Genomic DNA, 17748 nt, shown 5'->3' on the forward strand with positions numbered 1-17748 from the left:
GGATCGCGCTCGTCAGGCGGTGAACGGGACGCTGCGCAGCAGCGCCGCGATCACGTCGTCCGCGCTCTTCTGCTCGGCTTCAGCCGCGAACGACAGCAGCAGGCGATGGCGCATCACCGGCGCTGCGAGCGCGAGGATGTCCTCGCGCGTCGCAGACAGACGACCGTGCAACAGGGCACGCGCCTTCGCCGCGAGCACGAGCGACTGCCCAGCACGCGGGCCGGCGCCCCACTTCACCCATTGGCGGATTTCCGCGGGTGCGTTGTCGCCTGGGCGGCTCGCGCGCACCAGGCGCGTGATCCACGCGAGCAGATCGGGCCCGAGATGCACTTCGCGCACACGCGCTTGCAGCGCCAGCACTTCTTCGCCGTGCATCACTTCGGGCACCTGCCCCATCGCGGTGCCCGTGGTTTGCGCGAGGATGTCGTACTCCTCGCGTTCGCTCGGATAGTCGACGCGGATGTGCAGCAGGAAGCGATCGAGCTGCGCTTCGGGCAAGGGGTATGTACCGGCCTGCTCCAGCGGATTCTGCGTTGCGAGGACGAAGAACGGCGACGGCAGCGCGTGCGTTACGCCCGCATAGCTCACCGTGCGTTCCTGCATCGCTTCGAGCAACGCGGCCTGCGTTTTCGGCGGTGTGCGGTTCAGCTCATCCGCGAGCAGCAGGTTGGTGAAGATCGGGCCCGGCTGGAATCGGAAATGCCGATGGCCGGTGCCGTGGTCTTCTTCCAGCAATTCGGTGCCGAGGATGTCGCTGGGCATCAGGTCGGGCGTGAACTGCACGCGCCGGAACTGCAACGCGAGCGCTTGCCCGAGCGAGCGCACCAGCAGCGTCTTGCCCAGGCCTGGCACGCCTTCGAGCAGGCAATGGCCGCCGGCGAGCAGGCCGATCAGCAATTGTTCGACCACCGCTTCCTGTCCGACGATCGCCTGCGCGATCGCTTCGCGCAACGTGGACAGTCGCGCCAGCTGCGCCTTGAGGTCGGCTTCGGAAAAATTGTCGTTCATGGGCATCCGTCAGCTGTTCAATGCGTACATCACGATGTTGACCGCGAACTTGGTGTTGTCCTCGGCCAGGAAGCGCTTGTTGCGCCAGTCGTAGTCCCACTCGCAACCATAATCCTTGTTGCTGTAGAGAATGCCCAGGCGCCCGTCGATCTCGATCCCGCGCAGGTAGTCGTGCACCAGGTCGTCGCCCCACCCGTTCAATTCGAAGCCGGTCGCCGGCGGCCCGTCGGGGAACTTGAAGAAGCTGCGATAGATCGGGTGGTTGTTCGGCAACTTGCGCAGGGCTTTCGGCCCGAAGATCGACGCCATCTGCGCTTCGAAGGACTTGGCGAACAAGCCATCGATGTCGTGGTTGCAGTCGTCGACGAACACGAATCCACCGTTGCGCACGTAACGCTCGAAGTTGCGCCGCTCCTGCGGGTTGAACTCCACCAGCTTGTGCCCGGCCAGGTAGCAGAACGGCGCGGTGAGCATCTTCGGATCGGCCAGCGCGAGTACGTGTTCGGTCGGGTCCACGCGCAGGTTGGTGTAGTCGATCAGCGAGGTCACCAGGTTCGACGGCATGCGCTGGTCGACATCCCAATCGCCGGAGTCGTATTTCAGGCGCGTGAGCCAGAAGTCGTAGGCCACGCGCGCCGCGCGCACGCGCGGCGGCAATGCAGCTCCGACTGCCCCGAGCAGGAGCAGCCGGAGGAACTGCGCGCGCGTCACACGCTTACACCGCGTCCGAAAGCGAGGTGAAGGTGAAGTCGCGCAACTTCATCGGCGGGATCATCATCAGCAGCGAAGACTCGTCGCCCGCGGTACGCACCGGCTTGCCGAGTTCCTCGATGTTGTTGAGCATGATCACCGGCGATTCGTTGAAACGGAAATTCTTCACCGGATATTTGATCTGCCCGTTCTCGATGTAGAACGTGCCATCGCGCGTCAGGCCCGTGAGCAGCACCGTCTGCGGGTCGACCATGCGGATGTACCAGGTGCGCGTGACCAGGATGCCCTTCTGCGTGCCGGCCACCAACTGCGCGGTGGACTTGTCGCCGCCGGACATGATGAGGTTGCCCGGGTCGCCGACGGCGCGCTTGCCCTGCTTCTTCGCCCAGTAGCGCGAGTACTGCATCGCGACCACCTTGCCGTCCTTCACGATCGGCATCGTCTCGCGCGGCAGGCCTTCGCCGTCCCACGGCAACACCGGCGCGTTGGCGTCCCACGGATCGGCGCTGAAGTTCACGCGCGGGTCGAACACCTGCTCGCCGACCTTGTTGCCGCCGCCCTTCTTCGACAGGAAGCTGCGGCCTTCGTCGGCCTCGCGTGCGCCGAAGAAGTTGAACATGAAGGAGATCAGGCCCGCGGCCGCGGCCGGTTCCAGGATCACGGTGTACTTGCCCGGCTCCAGCGCCTTGGCTTCGGAGGATTCGGTGGCCTTGCGCATCGCCACGCGGATGTCGTCGTCGGCCTTGAACTCGCCGGCTTCCTTGACGTTGCGCCCCACCCAGCCCGAACCGCGGCCGTCTTCGGTGCGCACCGTGCAGGTGTAGTCGAAGCTCGTCGCGCGCTGGTAACCGAAGTTGCCCTTGCTGTTGGCGAAGGCCACGAAACTCTGTCCGTCTTCGAGGAAGCCGGCGGCGATGAGATTCTGGTTCTTGCACGGCGCGATCGAATCGGCGGCGACCTGGGCGCGATATTCCGGCGTGATGGCGGCGATCGATTCGCTGAAGGTCGGACTCGGCTTGTAGGTCTGTTTCTCGATGGCCGGCATGAACTCCGGGTTTTCGGGTGCGAGGCGCGCGAGCTCTTCGGCGCGGCGCACCACGCGTTCGAGCGAGGCATCGTCGAACTCGTTGATCGTCGCCACGCCCACGCGCTTGCCGAAGGCCACTTCGACCGCGAGTTCGGTGTCTTCGACGATGCCGCTGGTGGAAATGTTGTTGAGCGCGAACCGGATGTTGCCGTCGACGTTGCCGGTCAATTGCGCGGTGCACTGGTCGGCTTTCGACAACTTGACGACCTTGTCGAGGATGGCCTTGGCCTGCTCTTCGCTGAGGATGCTCATTTGATAGGTCTCCGAAGATCAGCCGAGGTTGCGGGCGGTGTTGATGACGTTGATGCCGTTGAAGCGCGCCGTGCTCGACCCGTGCGAGACCGCCGAGACCTGGCCCGGCTGCCCCTTGCCGTCGAAGAACGAACCGCCGAGGCGATAGTCGCTTTCGTCGCAGACGCCGACGCACGCGTTCCAGAATTCCGGCGTGCGGATCTGGTAGGCGACGTCTTCGATCTGTTTGGTGATCTGGCCGTTCTTGATTTCGAAGAACAGCTGGCCGCCGAACTGCGCGTTGTAACGCTGCTGGTCGATGGAGAACGAGCCGTCGCCGATGATGTAGATGCCGTTCTCGACATCCTTGATCATCTCCGCCACGCCCAGCTTGTCCTTGCCCGGCTGCATCGAGACGTTGGCCATGCGCTGGAACTGCACGCTCGACCAGGAATCGGCGTAGCAGCAACCATCGGATTCGGTCTTGCCCAGGATGTGGGCCTGGTCGCGGATGGTCTGGTAATCGACCAGCACGCCGTTCTTGATGAGGTCCCAGCGCTTGGTCTTGACGCCTTCGTCGTCGTAACCCACCGCGCCCAGGCTGCCCTTCTGCAGCTTGTCGGCGACGATGTTCACCTTGTCGCTGCCGTACTGGAACTTGTTGGTGCGCTTGTCGAGCGTGGCGAAGCTGGTGCCGGCGTAGTTGGCTTCGTAGCCGAGCACGCGGTCCAGTTCGGTCGGATGGCCGATCGATTCGTGGATCGTGAGCCAGGTGTGCGAAGGATCGAGCACCAGGTCGTACTTGCCCGGCTTCACCGACGGCGCGGTGAGCTTGGCGCGTGCGTGCTTGGCCGCGGCGATCGCGTCTTCCTTCATGTCGTAGGACAGGCCGTAGTTGGTCACGCCGTTGGGCGAGACGAACTTGCCCGATTGCGCGCCATCCAGATATTCGAAGCCCATGCCCATCGGCGAGGACAGGCCGTCGCGCTCGCGGAACTTGCCGCTGGCCTTGTCGATGGCGGTGACCGTCATCGGCGCCCAGATGCGGTGCACGTCCTGGTCGATGTAGCTGCCGTCGGTGGAGGCGAAGTACTTCTGTTCGTTGACCAGGAACAGCATCGAATTGACGAAGTCGCCGCCGGCGGCCAGCGCCGCGGCGTTGACGCCGAGCAGCAGGTCCACCTTGTCCTTGATCGGCACTTCCATCGAGTTCTTGGCGATCGGCGTCTTCCACGCCACTTCACCCACGCCCGGCGTCTTCGCCAGCTGCACGGGGGCGGTCTGCATCTTCGCGTTGGCCTTGGCGATGGCCGCGGCCTGCTGGGCGGCCTTCACCACGCCCTGCGTATTCAGCGCGTTGGTGGCCGAGAAGCCCCAGGCACCGTTGACCAGCACGCGCACGCCGATGCCGGTGGATTCGGTGTTGACCACGTTCTGGACCTTGTCCTCGCGCGTGATCACGAACTGGCGCAGGTAGCGCCCGATGCGCACGTCGCAATACGTCGCGCCCGCGGAGGTCGCGGCCTGCAGCGCGGCATCGGCCAGCGCCTTCTTCCTGGCCACATCCATGGTGTCCACCAGCGCTTCGGCGGCGATGACGCGGCCGAAAGGCACCATCAGGCCGGCCACGCCCAGGCCCGACATCGTGAGGAACGTGCGTCTGTCCATCTGTGACTCCCCGAGGCAATAGGATCCGTAAACCCCGCCGACTGTGCGGAGCGGCGTCGGGAAAGACAAGATGACCAACGGGCTAGATGGGGCGGCCTCGAGGCGGACGGTCGAGTTCGGGGACGGTCAGCGCGTCGTGCGGACCAACACCTCGATCGTTCCCTTCGACGTGATCTTGCGTACGCGCGGCAACCAGTGCAGGCGGTCGTCGGAGTCGTCGTGCAGGTATTCGAGGACATAAATCTCGCCCTTGGCCACCGCCACTGCGGTGGGCGAATAAGGCGGCGTGGAATGCAGGACTGTCGTCACGCGACCCTTCGGCGAGATCATGAGCACCGCCCCGCACCCTGCCGCGGCGACGAAGACGGTGCCGTTGGGTGCGACGGCCAGGCCGCGCAAGTAGGGCCCGAGGTAGTCCTCGACACCGGGAATGCGCGCGCAGCCTTCGACAGCGACGTCGCGTACGAGGGTCGTGACCTTGCCCTTCGCATCGATGCGATGCACCGAGCGATCGTTCGTGAAATACAGATTGCCGCCGGGCGTCGCAGCCAGGCCGTTGACGTATTGCACGTCGCCATTGGAGCGCTTCATCGTCGGGAAATGCGCATGGATCGAGCGCGCACCCGACGGCGCGATGCGCACGAAGTCCCAACGTTCTTGCCCGACAAGTTGCGCGAAATACAGGGCGCCATCGGCACCGACCGCATCCGGGAAATCGCTGGACAACACGACCGTCGGATGCAGACCGACCGCCGTGATCTCCGCGCCGGGGATCGCGGGCCACGGGGTTTTCGCCAGGCCCGAGGCTTCATCCAGCGCGAACCAGTGGAAGCCCGGCCCCGGTTGCCGCACCAGTTTCCCGTCGCGCCCGATGACGAACACGCCACCGCCGGTGTCGATGAAGAAGACGCGGCCATCGGCGGTCACGTGGATCGAAGCGCCGGGGTGCGCGAGAGCGGCTGTCGCCAGGCACGACAGCAGGAGCGCGGACACGATGCGGGCGAGGATCGACATGAGCGCACTCCCTGTGGGCGAGACCTCGCAGATACGCTCCGCGCAATCGCACGGATGCAGCGTGTAAAGTGCGTTTTCCCCACACTCCCCCGCCTTTCCATGACCGCATCGTCCTACCCCATCGGCACCGCCGGCCAGCCCTGGGGCGCCGCCGAAAAACACGCCTGGCTCGCCGGGCAGGTTCGCCATCGCAGTTACGCCGACGATGTCGTCGCGCGCATCGATCGCCTGCGTTCGCGCTTCGACGTCAGCGAATACGGGCGCCTGGTCTACGGCGATGAAAGCTTTCCGCAGTTGGCGATCCGTTCGCGCAACTGGAACGAGGCGTTGCCGACCGTTCTCGTCACCGGCGGCGTGCATGGTTACGAAACCAGCGGCGTGCATGGCGCGCTGCAATTCGTCGAACGCCATGGCGAGGACTACGCCGGCCGCGTGAACCTGCTCGTCGTGCCGTGCGTGAGCCCGTGGGCGTACGAACGCATCCATCGCTGGAACCCGAATGCGATCGACCCCAATCGTTCGTTCCGCGAGAACAGCCCGTCGGAAGAGTCGGCGGCGTTGCTGCGTTTGGTCGCTCCGATTCGCGACAAGGTGCTGGTGCACATCGACCTGCACGAAACCACGGACACCGACGAATCCGAATTCCGTCCCGCCCTCGCGGCGCGCGACGGAAAGCCCTTCGAAGCCGAAGGCATTCCGGATGGTTTTTATCTCGTCGGCGATACCGAAGACCCGCAGCCGGAATTCCAGCAGGCGATCATCGCGGCGGTCGAACACGTCACGCACATCGCGCCGCCGGATGCGAACAACGAAATCATCGCCTCGCCCGTCGTCGCGCATGGCGTGATCAACTATCCGCTGCGCGAGCTGGGGCTGTGCCCGTCGATCACGAACGCGCGCTATCGCACGACGACCGAGGTGTATCCGGATAGTCCGCGGGCGACGCCGGAGCAGTGCAACGATGCGCAGGTGGCGGCGGTGCGGGCGGCGATTGGGTTTGCGTTGGGTGAGGTTGCGCGCTGAAGTCCCGCGCAACCCCTCCCCAACCCTCCCCTGCTCTCGCAGGGGAGGGAGCAGAGCTTAGAACTTGAAGTCCATCTTGGCGTAGTAGTACCCGCCGTTCATGCCGAAGGGCATCGTTTCCCAGCCGTAGACGAAGCCCAGCGCGGGGAAGACGTTGGTCTGCGGCGAGACGCCGAACTGCGGATCGTTGGGGTTGGTGATGCCCGCGTCCCACTTGTCGGGATATACGTCGAAGACGTTGTTGGCGCCGACGGTGAGCCGGATGTTGTCGGTGAAGTTGTAGCCCACCGCCACGTCCGTCAGCCACTTGCCGCCCCAGGTTTCCTTCAGGCCCGGGGTGAAGCCTTCACCCGACACGGCGCCGAAGTAGTTCTCGCGCAACGTCAATTCCCACGCGTTGTTGTGCCAGAAGCCCTGCAACACGTGCTTGGCGCCCGGCTGGCCCTTCTCCACCAGCGTGACCTGCGTGTCGTCGAACAACACCTGCGGCGACAACACCGTCGACGGCGAGTGGCGCTTGTTGACCACCGTGTCGTTCCAGTGCAACAGCGCGGTGAGATCGAGCGCGCCGCCCCACAGGTCGGTGTTGTAGTCGGCGACGATGTCCACGCCTTCGGTCTTGGTGTCGATGGCGTTGGTGAAGAACAACACCTGGCCCACGCCGATCGGATCGAGGATCTGGCGGATCGGGCAACCCGCGTTCGCCGGGCCGCAGGTCGCCGGATCTTCGGGCTGGATGTTGCTGGAGAAGATGATGCGGTCGTTGATGTCGATCTGGAAAACGTCGACGGTCAGCGCGAACTTCTCGTTCGGCCGCCAGGCCAGGCCCAGGGTGAACGCGGTGGATTCCTCTTCCTTCAGCGGCGCGATGCCGAAGGCGCGCGTGACGTCGCTGTCCTGCCGCGCGGTGAGCGTATCGGTGAGCACGCCGGCCGCGTTGAGGTTGGTCGAACGCTGGCCGTAGAACAACTGCTGCACGCCCGGTGCGCGGAAACCGGTGGAGACCGTGCTGCGGATCGCGAAGGTCGGGCTCATGTCCAGGCGCGCCGACAACTTGCCGGTGACGGTGGTGCCGAAGTCGGAATAATCCTCGTAACGCACCGCCGCGCCGAGCAGGAAGTCGGTGGTGAGGTTGGACTCGCCGTCCAGGTACACCGCCCAGTTGTGGCGGCTTTCATCCACCGCTTCGCGCGGCGAGAACCCGGGGAACCCCTGCATGCCCGGTTGCGCGATGTCGCCGGTCTGGCCGGTGATCGGAATGCCGCGATTGTCGGTACGACCGTACGTGTACGACACCGGGTCGCCGGCTTCGATCGCGTAACCGTCCGTGCGCCATTCGGCACCCGTGGCCAGCGACAGCGGGCTGTTGCCGATGCCCCAGTCGATGTTGCCGCGGAAGTCCAGGTTGACGGTGGTCTGCGTGAATTCGAGCGTGCCGGTGTCGGCTTCCACCGGCGAAGTGCCGTAGATGCCGGCGGCAGGATTGGCCGGATCGATCGGCTCGTACCACCAGCTGACGTTGACCGAATTGCGTTCCTCGAAACCGAACTGGCTGCGGCCGTGGTTCACGGAGACATCCATGTCCCACGCATCGTTGAGCAGCCTGCGGTAACCCACCGCGAGCGATTGATCCTTCACCGTGGTGATGATGTTGGGCAGGAAGCCGTCGGGATACAGCTCGGGCACCGTGCGGTTGTCGCCGCCGGTGCGGAAGAAGCCCGAGGAATCGCCTTCGCGCTTGGAAGCGCCGCCGAACCAGTACAGCTCGCCACCGGCCAGGGGCAACTCGCCGTTCAACCACAGGTACATGTCCTTCGCGTCGGCATCGCCGAGGCGTTGGGTGACGCGCGGAGGATCCACGCGCAACAGGTCGGGGCCCGCGCGATTGGTTTCGCCGCGGTCGCGGTATTCGCCGGTGAGGTTGATGAAACCGCCATCGCCGAGTTTCCAACCGGTGTTGGCGCCGCCGTGCACGACCTCGCCGTCGCCCTTGTAGGTCTGGCCGACTTCGAAGTTCATCAGCGTGCTGTCGGTCTGCTGGCGCAGCACGATGTTGATCACGCCGGAGATCGCGTCGGAACCGTACTGCGCCGACGCGCCATCGCGCAGCACTTCGACGCGGTCGATCGCCGAGATCGGGATCGCGTTGATGTCGGTACCGGCCGAACCGCGACCGATCGTCTGCTGCACGTTCACCAGCGCCTGCTGGTGCCGGCGCTTGCCGTTGACGAGCACGAGCACCTGGTCGGGCCCGAGCGCGCGCAGCGTGGCCGGGCGCAGGATGTCGGTGCCGTCGCTGACGAAGGTGCGGGAGAAATTGAAGCTCGGTTCGAGCATCTGCAGGATCTGCCCCACTTCCTGCACGCCCGCCTGGCGGAGTTGTTCGGCGCTGATGACATCGACGGGCGCGGCCGTCTCCGACGCGGTGCGGCCGCGTGCGCGCGAACCGAGCACCTGCACGGTGTCGAGTTCGGCGGGCGTTTTCGTTCCCTGTTGCTGGTCGGCGGGGGGCGCCCCCGTACTGGCTTCCTGCGCCTGCGCCGCCAACGCGAACGACAAGCCCAGGGCCAAGGCCGACACTTTCATGAGTCCTTTGCGAGATTCCATCGACATGCCCGGGTCACTCCTGCATTCGTGGTCGGCGCAGTCCACGCCGGCGGCACTCCGATGCGCCGCACGGAATGTGTAACACCTTCATAACGAATTGCTAACGACCGGAACGTAGAACCGATGAGCGGTTCACATGTGGCGCTGCAGCAGAAAACGGTTACGTCGTTGCTGCGCGCGGGCATCGGCGATTTGGCCGGCAAGGCCTAAGCTGGGCGCCCATGTCCGAATTCGCCACCCATCTGCTGTTGCGAACGCCCACTGTTGCAGTGCGAGATGTCGTTTGCGCAGGAACACATCGTCACCTGGGCGACGAAGAACGCTCGACCACCACCGAACTCGTCTTTCCGTATCGGGGCACTTACGTCGTGCATGTCGGCGAAGAAGAAGCCGTGGCCGATGCGAGCCAGGTCCTGATCTTCAATCGCGGCGAAAGCTATCGGGTGCGCCATCCGAACCCGGGCGGGGATGCCAGCCTGGCCATCGGGGTCGACGAGGCGCTGCTGCAGGAAATCGCGCCGCAGCACCTGTTGCGCGAGGGGGATACGTTCGCGTTCCGCCTGCATCGGTTGCGCATCGATGCGCGCGCGCAGGTCCTCGTCGCGCTGCTCCGCCACAGCCTGCGCGAAGGCATCGCCGAGCCGCTCGAAGGCGAAAGCCTCGCCCTGACGCTGGTGCAACGCGCGATCGGGCCGCGCACGACGCATGCCGCCGCCTCGAGTGTCGGCAGGCAACGCCTTGTCGATCGCGCCAAGATCGTGTTGATGCGCGACCTCGCGCGGCGCTGGACGCTGGCGGGCGTGGCGGCCGAAGTCGGCGTCTCGCCGGTGTATCTCACGCAGAGCTTCCAGATGGTCGAGGGCATGCCCTTGTATCGCTATCAATTGCGGCTGCGCCTTGCGCGTGCGCTGGATCTGTTGAGCGAAGTCGAGGACCTGACGACGCTGGGCCTCTCCCTGGGTTTCTCCAGCCACAGTCATTTCAGCGCGGCGTTCCAGCAGGTGTATGGACGCTCGCCCTCGGAGTTTCGGCAGACCGCGTTGCGTCGTCGCTAAAGATTCCGAAAGCGCGCCGATGTGCCCTGGCGGTTCAATGCACCTACCCGCTACGGGTACGCCCCTGGAGATCCACCATGTCCCAGAAGACTTGCGCCGCCTGCGATTACCCGCTCGATGAAAACGCCATCGAGGTGAAGATCGGCGGCCAGACCGTCGAAGTGTGTTGCGAAGAGTGCGCGACGAAGTTGAAGGAAGCGCACGTGTCGGCCAGGCAGGAAGGCTGACCGTCCATTCGGGCGCGCCCCGCACGACGCGGGGCCGCCCTGGCACTGATGCAACGCCTGTGTGACGTGTTCAAGCCCGTGCCCGGGACGAAGTCCCTGGTGCGCGCTTTGTAGCGCGTTGCGTCTGTCCCGCGGCCTGCGTCATCGACAGCGCCGCCTCGATCAGCGGCTTGGCCCACGCGGGCGTGCGGATCAGATCGTCCAGGTCGGTTGGCCAGGCCACCTTGCCGTGCGCCATCTCGAGCACGCGCACGGGATCGGGGATCGCCTTGCCGCGCGCGACGTCGACGCTGTTGTCGAAGACTTGCAACGCCGCGATGTGCGGCATGAGCGCGATGAGGTTGGCGAGCGCGGCGGGCCAGCGTTCGCGGATCTTGGCTTCCGGAATCGGATGGCCGCCCGCCGCCACGCGCAGGGCGACGCGCGCGATGTGTTGCTCGGGGGAGGCAAGCCCGACGAACCAGACGATGACATCGTGCGTCGCCGCGGCGAGCCGGATCCTGGCCGGCACGGTGTTGCCGCCCAGCGTGGTTTCGAAGGCGAAGGAGGCGTTGCCTTCCAATGCGAGATCGAGGCGGCGCATGCCCTCTTCCCACGCCTGGGCGTTCGCATCGGCCTGGCCGCACCCGGTGGCCTCGCGCAAGGCGCGGGCGAATGCATCGGGGTTGTACCAGTCGACGCCTTGCGCCTTCAGCAAGTGGCCACCGATCGAACTCTTGCCTGCCCCGTTCACGCCTGCGAGGACGAACAAGACCGGCCGCGGCATCAGTAGGTCGCCCCCGACTTCACCTTGCCCGACAGCTTCGCGCCGGCGCGCGCGACCTTGCGCAGGCGATCACCGGCATCGGGCGCCTGCAGCGAGGCAAGGCGTGCATCGAAGCGCGTGCGCAAGGCATCGAGCGCGGCCTGGTCGCTTTGCGCGGCGGTGCGCAGGGCTTCGAGGATCGCGTCGTACGCGTCCATCGAGAGGACCACCGCCTGCGGCTGGTTGTGGTTGGTCACCACCACCTTGCCCTTGCTGGCGATCGCCTGCATCAGCGCGCGCCAGCCGAACTTCTTGACGTCCGAGGCGGGCGTATGCGGCAGGTCTTCGATCGCGTCGAGCTTCAGCGTCAGCGCCATGTCCGGCTCCAGGGGCGGGAATGGGCCGAATTTACCCCTTTTTGGACAAAAAGGCCATTTTGGCCTTTTTTGCTCCGCCAGTGCCTTGCCGCGCCTTACGCCTTGCGCAGGAAGCAGGTCTTCAGCACCAGGCCCTTGATCTTGTCGGAGTGGCCTTCGATGTGTTCGGCATCGTCCGGTACCAGACGGATGTGCTTGATCACCGTGCCTTGCTTGAGCGGGATCGAACTGCCCTTGACCTTCAGGTCCTTGATCACGACGACCGTGTCGCCGTCGGCGAGCGCGTTGCCGTTGCTGTCGCGGACCACCCGCGCGGCGACCGCCGTTTCCTCACCCGCCACCGGCCATTCGAAACCGCAGTCGGCGCAGACGTGGTTGGCCCCGTCGACGTACGTATTGTCGAGCGTGCATTGCGGGCAAGGCGTGGACATCGGGCGGGCTCGTGCGACGGCCCGCCATGATCGCATGGCTCACTCGGTGCGCTGGGCGTCCCGCCAGGCCTGCATGTCGCCTTCCAGCCGGCCCAGGACCGTGCCGTATTCCTCGCTGCGGCCGATGTCGCGCGTGCCGGCGAAGTATTCGTCGACGACCTTGTCGCAGGTCGCGCCGTCCTGTTTGCCTTCCGGGAACCAGGTTTCCATGGTGGCGATCGCGTCGGCCTTCGCCTGCGCCATGACGCCGTCGCGATACTGCGTGGCCGCCGCTTCGCCCTGCTTGACCTGGACGATGGCGCGCTGCAACTGCACGTAGCCCTTGGCCGCGCCGACCGTGCTTTCGTTGTGCTGCCACCAGCGGTTGCGGGCTTCGTCCGCACGCAGCGCGTGGGCGACGTCGATCTCGCTGCAATGCTTAGCGACCACGTTGGTCAGCATCGCGCGCGAGAGCGCGAAGCCGGCCGCGGCGTCGCGCGCGGCGTTGACCGCGGGCAGGAAGCCCGCATCGCTGGAATAGCGGCTGTCGATGACGACCTGCGGCCCGCCCACGTCGACGGCCATCGCCGTGCCGTGTGCGCCGCACAGCGCCAACGCAAGAATCAGTCCCCGTTTCATTTCGTACTTCCCCAACGTCGGCTTCCCCAAGCCACGGACCGACGTTATCGCGGGAAGTTCATGCATTCAACGCGTTTTTGGTGCGTTGTGCGCATTCAGTGTGCAAGCGGCCGCAATTATTTTTTCGCGGGCCGGACCTACAATGCCGGCATGGACAAATATTTCCACAATCCACGTTGTACCAAGTCGCGCGGCGCCCTCGCGCTGCTGGCCGAACACGGGGTGCAACCCGAGGTCGTCGCCTATCTCGACTCGCCGCCCAGCAAGGCCGAGCTGCGCACGATTGTCCGCAAGCTCGGCTTGCCGGCCCGCGCCCTGTTGCGCACCGGCGAGGACGCCTACAAGGACCTGCGCCTGGCCGATCCCTCGCTGGACGAGGAGGCGCTGATCGACGCCATGCACGCCCATCCGATCCTCATCGAGCGCCCGATCTTCGTCCGCGGCGACCGCGCGGTGATCGGCCGCCCCATCGAGAACGTCCTGCAACTGCTCTGACCCGGAGTACATTGCGGTCATGTGGACCAGCCTGACCATCGCCGTGGGCTTCGTGCTGGTCGCCTTCTTCGCCGCCATCCTTCCCGCGGCGTGGATGCGCCGGCACCACGGGCATGACCACCCCGGCGAAACCCGCGATCTCGCGCGCGACATCACCATGCGCCTGGGCGTGCTGCATGGCCTGATCCTCGGACTGGTGTTCGGCCACGTCGTCTCGCAGGCCGGCGAATTACGCGCGAACCTGCGCACCGAGGCCGCGGCCGTCGAACACGTGTATTTCCTCGCCCGCGACTACCGCGTCCCCGCCGTGCAGGCCGCCGCCGCGCGCTACATCGACGCGGTCATCGACCAGGATTGGCCCGCGCAGGAAGCCACGGGCGAGGTCAGCGCCGCGGGCTGGGTGGCCGCGCGCGCGCTGCAAGGCACGGTGCTCGCGCTCGCGCCGACGACCCGCCGGGAGCAACTGCTCGCGCAGGCGATCGAAACCGACCTGTGGACCATCGAGCGCCAACGGCAGATTCGGGGCTACGAATCGGCGATGCGCGTGCCCTTCGAATTCTGGTTCGCGGCCATCGTGGGGCTGGCGCTGATCGGCGGCCTGATGTTCATCTATCCCCCGTCGCGCAAGCACCTGTTGATCGTCGGCGCGTACGCGCTGTATTCGGGCCTGGTGCTGTACATGATCCACGACCTCTCGCGCCCCTTCGGCGGGCTGGTGCGCGTGGAACCGGACGCTTTCGAACAAGCGCGCAGCGCAATCGGCTCTGGAATCTGATGGCCATGGACGACCTCGACAACCCCATCCACGCAGCCCTGCGCACCCTGCACCACGGGATCGCGATGCAAGCGGGCGTGGCGCTGCGCTATCCGTCGGCCTATGCCCCCTTCTTCGCGGTGCCCGACGCATCCAGCGACGTCGACGACGCGCTGGACGCACTGATCGCGCCGGTGGAAACCGTCTACCTGCTGGGCGTGGCCCCGAAGCAGATGCGCGATACGAAGATGCACGCCTATCCGCCGCTCGCGCAGATGGTGTGCGATGCGCCGCTGCCGAGCGTCGACGGCCCGCCGATCATTCCGCTGGGCTTCGACCATCGCGATGACGTCCTCTCGCTCACCGCGTCGGTGTATCCGCATTACTTCCGCCCGCGCACGATGGAAATGGGCCGCTACTTCGGCATCTACGAAGGCGGCCAGCTCGCGGCGATGATCGGCGAACGCCTGGGCTCGACGACCACGCGCGAAGTCAGCGCGGTCTGCACGCATCCGGACTGCAATGGACGCGGTTATGCGCGGCGGCTGATGGCGTTTTTGACCAACGACCTCATCGCCTCGAACGTCCAGCCCTTCCTCCACGTCAGCCACGAAAACGAGCGCGCGAAGGAAATGTACGAGCGCATCGGTTTCCGCCTGCGGCGCGACATCGGCTTCTGGTCGCTCCGCCACGAGCGCTAGACCCGCTTGGACTAGACCGATTTGCCGATCCGCATCGCGCTGACTTTCGCCGGCGCATCGAAGGTGTCGCTGCGCGCGTCGGCCCAGAATTGCTGGAACACGGCGTGGTCGGGCACCTTCGTCAGCAATTCGCCCGGCGTGAGGAAGTTGTAGATCGCCGCGAGCGAACGCACTTCGATCGGGGAGACGCGGCGCAGGATGTGTTCGGGGCCCAGCTGCCCCGGATGGTCCAGCCCCGCCGCGCACAACAGATCGCGCAAGGCGTGCACGGTGTTCTGGTGGAAGTTGTGCACGCGGGTGGCCTTGTCTTGCAGATCGAGCTGCTTGAAGCGCCGCGGATCCTGCGTCGCCACGCCCGTCGGGCATTTGTCGGTATGGCACGACAGCGACTGGATGCACCCCAGCGCGAACATGAAACCGCGCCCGGCGTTGCACCAGTCCGCGCCCATGGCCATCGTCTTGGCCATGTCGAAGGCGCTGACGATGCGCCCCGCGGCGCCGATGCGGATCTTGTCGCGCAGGTCCAGGCCCACCAGCGTGTTGTGCACGAGCATCAGCGCTTCGTGCATCGGCACGCCGACGTGGTCGATGAATTCCGAGGGCGCGGCACCGGTGCCGCCTTCGGCGCCATCGACGACGATGAAGTCCGGCAGCAACCCGGTTTCGTGCATCGCCTTGGCGATGCCGAACCATTCCCACGGATGGCCGATCGCGAGTTTGAAACCGGTCGGCTTGCCGCCGGAGAGTTCGCGCAGCTTCGCGACGAATTGCAGCAAGCCCACCGGCGTCGAAAACGCCGAATGCTTCGCGGGCGATACGCAATCCACGCCCGGCGCGACGCCGCGCGTATCGGCGACTTCCTGTGTCACCTTTGCACCGGGCAACACGCCGCCATGGCCGGGCTTGGCGCCCTGCGAGAGTTTCACTTCGATCATGCGCACCGACTCGCGCTGCGCGGCGATCGCGAACTTGTCCGGATCGAACCCGCCCTTCGCATCGCGGCAACCGAAGTAGCCCGACCCGATTTCCCAGACCAGGTCGCCGCCGTTTTCCAGGTGATATGGCGAAATCGAGCCCTCGCCGGTGTCGTGGTAGAACTTGCCGCGCCGCGCGCCTTCGTTCAACGCGCGGATCGCAGCGGCCGACAACGCGCCCCAACTCATCGCGGAGATGTTGAAGACGCTGGCCGAATACGGCTTCGCGCAATTGGGGCCGATGTCGATGCGGAAATCGTCGGTCGGAATGGCCGCCGGCGACAGCGAATGGTTGATCCATTCGTAATCGACGCTGTACACATCGTGCAGCGTGCCGAAGGGGCGCGTATCGCGCACCGACTTGGAGCGCTGGTAGATCAACGCGCGTTGCTGGCGCGAGAACGGCGTTTCGGCGATGTCCGATTCGATGAAGTACTGCCGCATTTCCGGGCCGATGGATTCCAGGCCATAACGGAAGTGCGCGAGCACGGGGTAGTTGCGGCGCAGCGTGCTCTTTTTCTGAAAGAGATCGACCGTGCCGATGGCGGCGACGCCCGCGGCGATGACCAGGGCCCAGGTCCACGTGGGATCGCGCAAGGCGACCCAACCGAAAACGACGGTGAGGATGAGGCTCGCGATGTACAGGAAGTAGCGACTGAGGGACATGCGACCTTCTTTTGGGTCTAGAGCCGCGCGTCCACCGCATCCTTCGGGAACACGCCCTTGATGTCGTAGTACACGGTGCGTTCGTGGCCCAGGCGGCGCAGGCCTTCGACGCCCATCGCCTTGAAGTCATCATGCCCCACGGCGATCACGACCGCGTCATAGGCACCCGCAATGGGGTCCTCGACCAGGCGGATGCCGTATTCCTGCAGCGCCTCGCGCGGATCGGCCCACGGGTCATGGATATCCACGACCGCGCGGTAATCCTCGAGTTCCCCGGCCAGTTCCACCACGCGCGTGTTGCGCAGGTCGGGGCAGTTTTCCTTGAACGTCAGGCCCAGCAGCAGGATGCGCGCGCCGGCCACCGTGAGCCCGCGCTGCACCATCAGCTTCACCACTTCGGCGGCGACCTGCTGGCCCATCGCATCGTTGATGCGGCGGCACGCCAGGAGGATGTCGGGGTAATAGCCGTGCGCCTGCGCCTTCTGGATCAGGTAGTACGGGTCAACGCCGATGCAATGCCCGCCGACCAGGCCGGGGCGGAAAGGCAGGAAGTTCCACTTGGTGGACGCCGCGGCCAACACTTCGGTGGTGTCGATCCCGAGACGATGGAAGATCAGCGCGAACTCGTTCATCAGCGCGATGTTGACGTCGCGCTGCGTGTTCTCGATCACCTTGGAGGCTTCGGCCACCTGGATGCTCGAGGCCTTGTGCGTGCCGGCGGTGATGATCGTCGCGTACAGCGCGTCGACGAAATCCGCCGCCTGCGGCGTGGAGCCGGAGGTGACCTTCGGGATGTTCGTGAGGCGGCGCTCGCGGTCGCCCGGGTTGATGCGCTCGGGGCTGTAGCCCACGGTGAAGTCGTGGTTGAAGCGCAGGCCCGAGGCGCGTTCGAGTTCGGGGACGCAGATCTCTTCGGTCGCGCCCGGATACACCGTGGATTCGTAAACGACGACGTCGCCGCGCTTGAGCACCGCGCCGATGGTGCGGCTGGCGCTGATCAGCGGGCTGAAGTCGGGGCGCTTGTGTTCGTCGATCGGCGTGGGGACGGTGACGATGAAGACGTCGCAGTCGCGCAGGTCGGCCGGCGATGCGCTGAAGCGCAGGCGCGCGGCGTGCGCGAGTTCCTCGGGCGTCACCTCGCGGTTGCGGTCGCCCTCCCCGCCCTGCAGCGAGGCCACGCGCGTGGCGTCGATGTCGAAGCCCAGGGTCTGGTGCGCGCGCCCGAAGGCGACGGCGAGCGGCAGCCCGACATAGCCCAGGCCGATCACGGCGATGCGCGCCGATGCGACGTCCCGCATTGGATTTCCCCCCAGCTCTGGCATTCGTGGCCGGCGGGAGTTTGGCACGCACCCACTT

18 protein-coding genes are annotated in these 17748 nt (G+C 65.8%); 6 read left to right on the plus strand and 12 right to left on the minus strand.

What is annotated here, in order from left to right; all coding sequences use genetic code 11:
• Positions 1-12: 12 nt before the first annotated feature.
• The 5 genes from AC1DOM_RS15345 to AC1DOM_RS15365 all read right to left on the minus strand — a co-directional run bounded on the left by AC1DOM_RS15345 (position 13) and on the right by AC1DOM_RS15365 (position 5719).
• The gene (locus AC1DOM_RS15345) at positions 13-1008 is read right to left on the minus strand and encodes an AAA family ATPase (RefSeq protein ID WP_498964844.1); all 996 of its coding nucleotides are present in this window, start codon (positions 1006-1008) and stop codon (positions 13-15) included.
• Between the two features lie 9 nt (positions 1009-1017).
• Positions 1018-1719: a DUF4159 domain-containing protein gene (locus AC1DOM_RS15350; protein ID WP_498964846.1), complete on the minus strand. Its 702-nt coding sequence runs from the start codon at positions 1717-1719 to the stop codon at positions 1018-1020.
• Between the two features lie 4 nt (positions 1720-1723).
• Positions 1724-3058 carry a TldD/PmbA family protein gene (locus AC1DOM_RS15355; RefSeq protein ID WP_498964848.1) on the minus strand — a complete coding sequence of 445 codons (1335 nt, stop codon included), beginning with the start codon at positions 3056-3058 and terminating at the stop codon, positions 1724-1726.
• 18 nt (positions 3059-3076) lie between these two features.
• A complete protein-coding gene (locus AC1DOM_RS15360) occupies positions 3077-4705 on the minus strand; it encodes a TldD/PmbA family protein (protein ID WP_498964850.1) in 1629 nt (542 codons plus the stop codon).
• A gap of 126 nt (positions 4706-4831) precedes the next feature.
• Positions 4832-5719, minus strand: coding sequence for an NHL repeat-containing protein (locus AC1DOM_RS15365; protein WP_498964852.1), 888 nt, complete (start codon positions 5717-5719; stop codon positions 4832-4834).
• Positions 5720-5818: 99 nt separating this feature from the next.
• On the opposite strand from AC1DOM_RS15365, the gene AC1DOM_RS15370 reads away from it, so the two are divergent.
• On the plus strand, positions 5819-6742 hold the full coding sequence (locus AC1DOM_RS15370; RefSeq protein ID WP_498964854.1) for a M14 family metallopeptidase: 924 nt from the start codon (positions 5819-5821) through the stop codon (positions 6740-6742).
• A gap of 57 nt (positions 6743-6799) precedes the next feature.
• On the opposite strand, the gene AC1DOM_RS15375 is transcribed toward AC1DOM_RS15370, so the two are convergent.
• Positions 6800-9328 carry a TonB-dependent receptor plug domain-containing protein gene (locus AC1DOM_RS15375; RefSeq protein ID WP_498964856.1) on the minus strand — a complete coding sequence of 843 codons (2529 nt, stop codon included), beginning with the start codon at positions 9326-9328 and terminating at the stop codon, positions 6800-6802.
• Positions 9329-9570: 242 nt separating this feature from the next.
• On the opposite strand from AC1DOM_RS15375, the gene AC1DOM_RS15380 reads away from it, so the two are divergent.
• Positions 9571-10404: a helix-turn-helix transcriptional regulator gene (locus AC1DOM_RS15380; protein WP_498964858.1), complete on the plus strand. Its 834-nt coding sequence runs from the start codon at positions 9571-9573 to the stop codon at positions 10402-10404.
• 77 nt (positions 10405-10481) lie between these two features.
• Entirely contained in the window at positions 10482-10631 is a 150-nt protein-coding gene (locus tag AC1DOM_RS15385) for a hypothetical protein (protein ID WP_498964860.1), read from the plus strand.
• A gap of 70 nt (positions 10632-10701) precedes the next feature.
• On the opposite strand, the gene AC1DOM_RS15390 is transcribed toward AC1DOM_RS15385, so the two are convergent.
• From AC1DOM_RS15390 to AC1DOM_RS15405, 4 genes are all read right to left on the minus strand, one after another.
• Positions 10702-11397: an ATPase gene (locus AC1DOM_RS15390; RefSeq protein ID WP_498964862.1), complete on the minus strand. Its 696-nt coding sequence runs from the start codon at positions 11395-11397 to the stop codon at positions 10702-10704.
• Positions 11397-11753, minus strand: coding sequence for a type II toxin-antitoxin system prevent-host-death family antitoxin (locus AC1DOM_RS15395; RefSeq protein ID WP_498964864.1), 357 nt, complete (start codon positions 11751-11753; stop codon positions 11397-11399). The genes AC1DOM_RS15390 and AC1DOM_RS15395 overlap by 1 nt, the downstream gene beginning before the upstream one ends.
• Before the next feature lie 95 nt (positions 11754-11848).
• Complete coding sequence (locus tag AC1DOM_RS15400) at positions 11849-12184, minus strand: zinc ribbon domain-containing protein YjdM (RefSeq protein WP_498964866.1); 336 nt, start codon at positions 12182-12184, stop codon at positions 11849-11851.
• A 39-nt stretch (positions 12185-12223) separates the two neighbouring features.
• Positions 12224-12802, minus strand: coding sequence for a hypothetical protein (locus AC1DOM_RS15405; protein ID WP_498964868.1), 579 nt, complete (start codon positions 12800-12802; stop codon positions 12224-12226).
• 150 nt (positions 12803-12952) lie between these two features.
• Between AC1DOM_RS15405 and arsC the strand changes: the two genes are divergently transcribed.
• The 3 genes from arsC to AC1DOM_RS15420 are packed head-to-tail and all read left to right on the plus strand — an operon-like array spanning position 12953 to position 14752.
• Positions 12953-13297 carry an arsenate reductase (glutaredoxin) gene (gene arsC, locus AC1DOM_RS15410; RefSeq protein ID WP_498964869.1) on the plus strand — a complete coding sequence of 115 codons (345 nt, stop codon included), beginning with the start codon at positions 12953-12955 and terminating at the stop codon, positions 13295-13297.
• Between the two features lie 19 nt (positions 13298-13316).
• A complete protein-coding gene (locus AC1DOM_RS15415; protein ID WP_498964871.1) occupies positions 13317-14072 on the plus strand; it encodes a bestrophin-like domain in 756 nt (251 codons plus the stop codon).
• A gap of 5 nt (positions 14073-14077) precedes the next feature.
• Positions 14078-14752, plus strand: coding sequence for a GNAT family N-acetyltransferase (locus AC1DOM_RS15420; protein ID WP_498964873.1), 675 nt, complete (start codon positions 14078-14080; stop codon positions 14750-14752).
• 11 nt (positions 14753-14763) lie between these two features.
• Here the strand turns inward: AC1DOM_RS15420 and AC1DOM_RS15425 are convergent, their stop codons facing one another.
• Together AC1DOM_RS15425 and AC1DOM_RS15430 are read right to left on the minus strand one after the other, a co-directional pair.
• On the minus strand, positions 14764-16392 hold the full coding sequence (locus AC1DOM_RS15425; protein WP_498964875.1) for an FMN-binding glutamate synthase family protein: 1629 nt from the start codon (positions 16390-16392) through the stop codon (positions 14764-14766).
• A 17-nt stretch (positions 16393-16409) separates the two neighbouring features.
• Complete coding sequence (locus AC1DOM_RS15430; protein ID WP_498964962.1) at positions 16410-17705, minus strand: nucleotide sugar dehydrogenase; 1296 nt, start codon at positions 17703-17705, stop codon at positions 16410-16412.
• Positions 17706-17748: the final 43 nt, after the last annotated feature.

The organism is Lysobacter sp. P5_B12 (genome assembly GCF_056400425.1).

Excerpts from the sequence above, each read along its gene's own strand:
- AC1DOM_RS15345 (WP_498964844.1), bottom strand. The coding sequence starts at position 1,008 with ATGAACGACAATTTTTCCGAAGCCGACCTCAAGGCGCAGCTGGCGCGA.
- AC1DOM_RS15355 (WP_498964848.1), bottom strand. The coding sequence starts at position 3,058 with ATGAGCATCCTCAGCGAAGAGCAGGCCAAGGCCATCCTCGACAAGGTC.
- AC1DOM_RS15360 (WP_498964850.1), bottom strand. The coding sequence starts at position 4,705 with ATGGACAGACGCACGTTCCTCACGATGTCGGGCCTGGGCGTGGCCGGC.
- AC1DOM_RS15365 (WP_498964852.1), bottom strand. The coding sequence starts at position 5,719 with ATGTCGATCCTCGCCCGCATCGTGTCCGCGCTCCTGCTGTCGTGCCTG.
- AC1DOM_RS15370 (WP_498964854.1), top strand. The coding sequence starts at position 5,819 with ATGACCGCATCGTCCTACCCCATCGGCACCGCCGGCCAGCCCTGGGGC.
- AC1DOM_RS15375 (WP_498964856.1), bottom strand. The coding sequence starts at position 9,328 with ATGAAAGTGTCGGCCTTGGCCCTGGGCTTGTCGTTCGCGTTGGCGGCG.
- AC1DOM_RS15380 (WP_498964858.1), top strand. The coding sequence starts at position 9,571 with ATGTCCGAATTCGCCACCCATCTGCTGTTGCGAACGCCCACTGTTGCA.
- AC1DOM_RS15385 (WP_498964860.1), top strand. The coding sequence starts at position 10,482 with ATGTCCCAGAAGACTTGCGCCGCCTGCGATTACCCGCTCGATGAAAAC.
- AC1DOM_RS15390 (WP_498964862.1), bottom strand. The coding sequence starts at position 11,397 with ATGCCGCGGCCGGTCTTGTTCGTCCTCGCAGGCGTGAACGGGGCAGGC.
- AC1DOM_RS15395 (WP_498964864.1), bottom strand. The coding sequence starts at position 11,753 with ATGGCGCTGACGCTGAAGCTCGACGCGATCGAAGACCTGCCGCATACG.
- AC1DOM_RS15400 (WP_498964866.1), bottom strand. The coding sequence starts at position 12,184 with ATGTCCACGCCTTGCCCGCAATGCACGCTCGACAATACGTACGTCGAC.
- AC1DOM_RS15405 (WP_498964868.1), bottom strand. The coding sequence starts at position 12,802 with ATGAAACGGGGACTGATTCTTGCGTTGGCGCTGTGCGGCGCACACGGC.
- arsC (WP_498964869.1), top strand. The coding sequence starts at position 12,953 with ATGGACAAATATTTCCACAATCCACGTTGTACCAAGTCGCGCGGCGCC.
- AC1DOM_RS15415 (WP_498964871.1), top strand. The coding sequence starts at position 13,317 with ATGTGGACCAGCCTGACCATCGCCGTGGGCTTCGTGCTGGTCGCCTTC.
- AC1DOM_RS15420 (WP_498964873.1), top strand. The coding sequence starts at position 14,078 with ATGGACGACCTCGACAACCCCATCCACGCAGCCCTGCGCACCCTGCAC.
- AC1DOM_RS15425 (WP_498964875.1), bottom strand. The coding sequence starts at position 16,392 with ATGTCCCTCAGTCGCTACTTCCTGTACATCGCGAGCCTCATCCTCACC.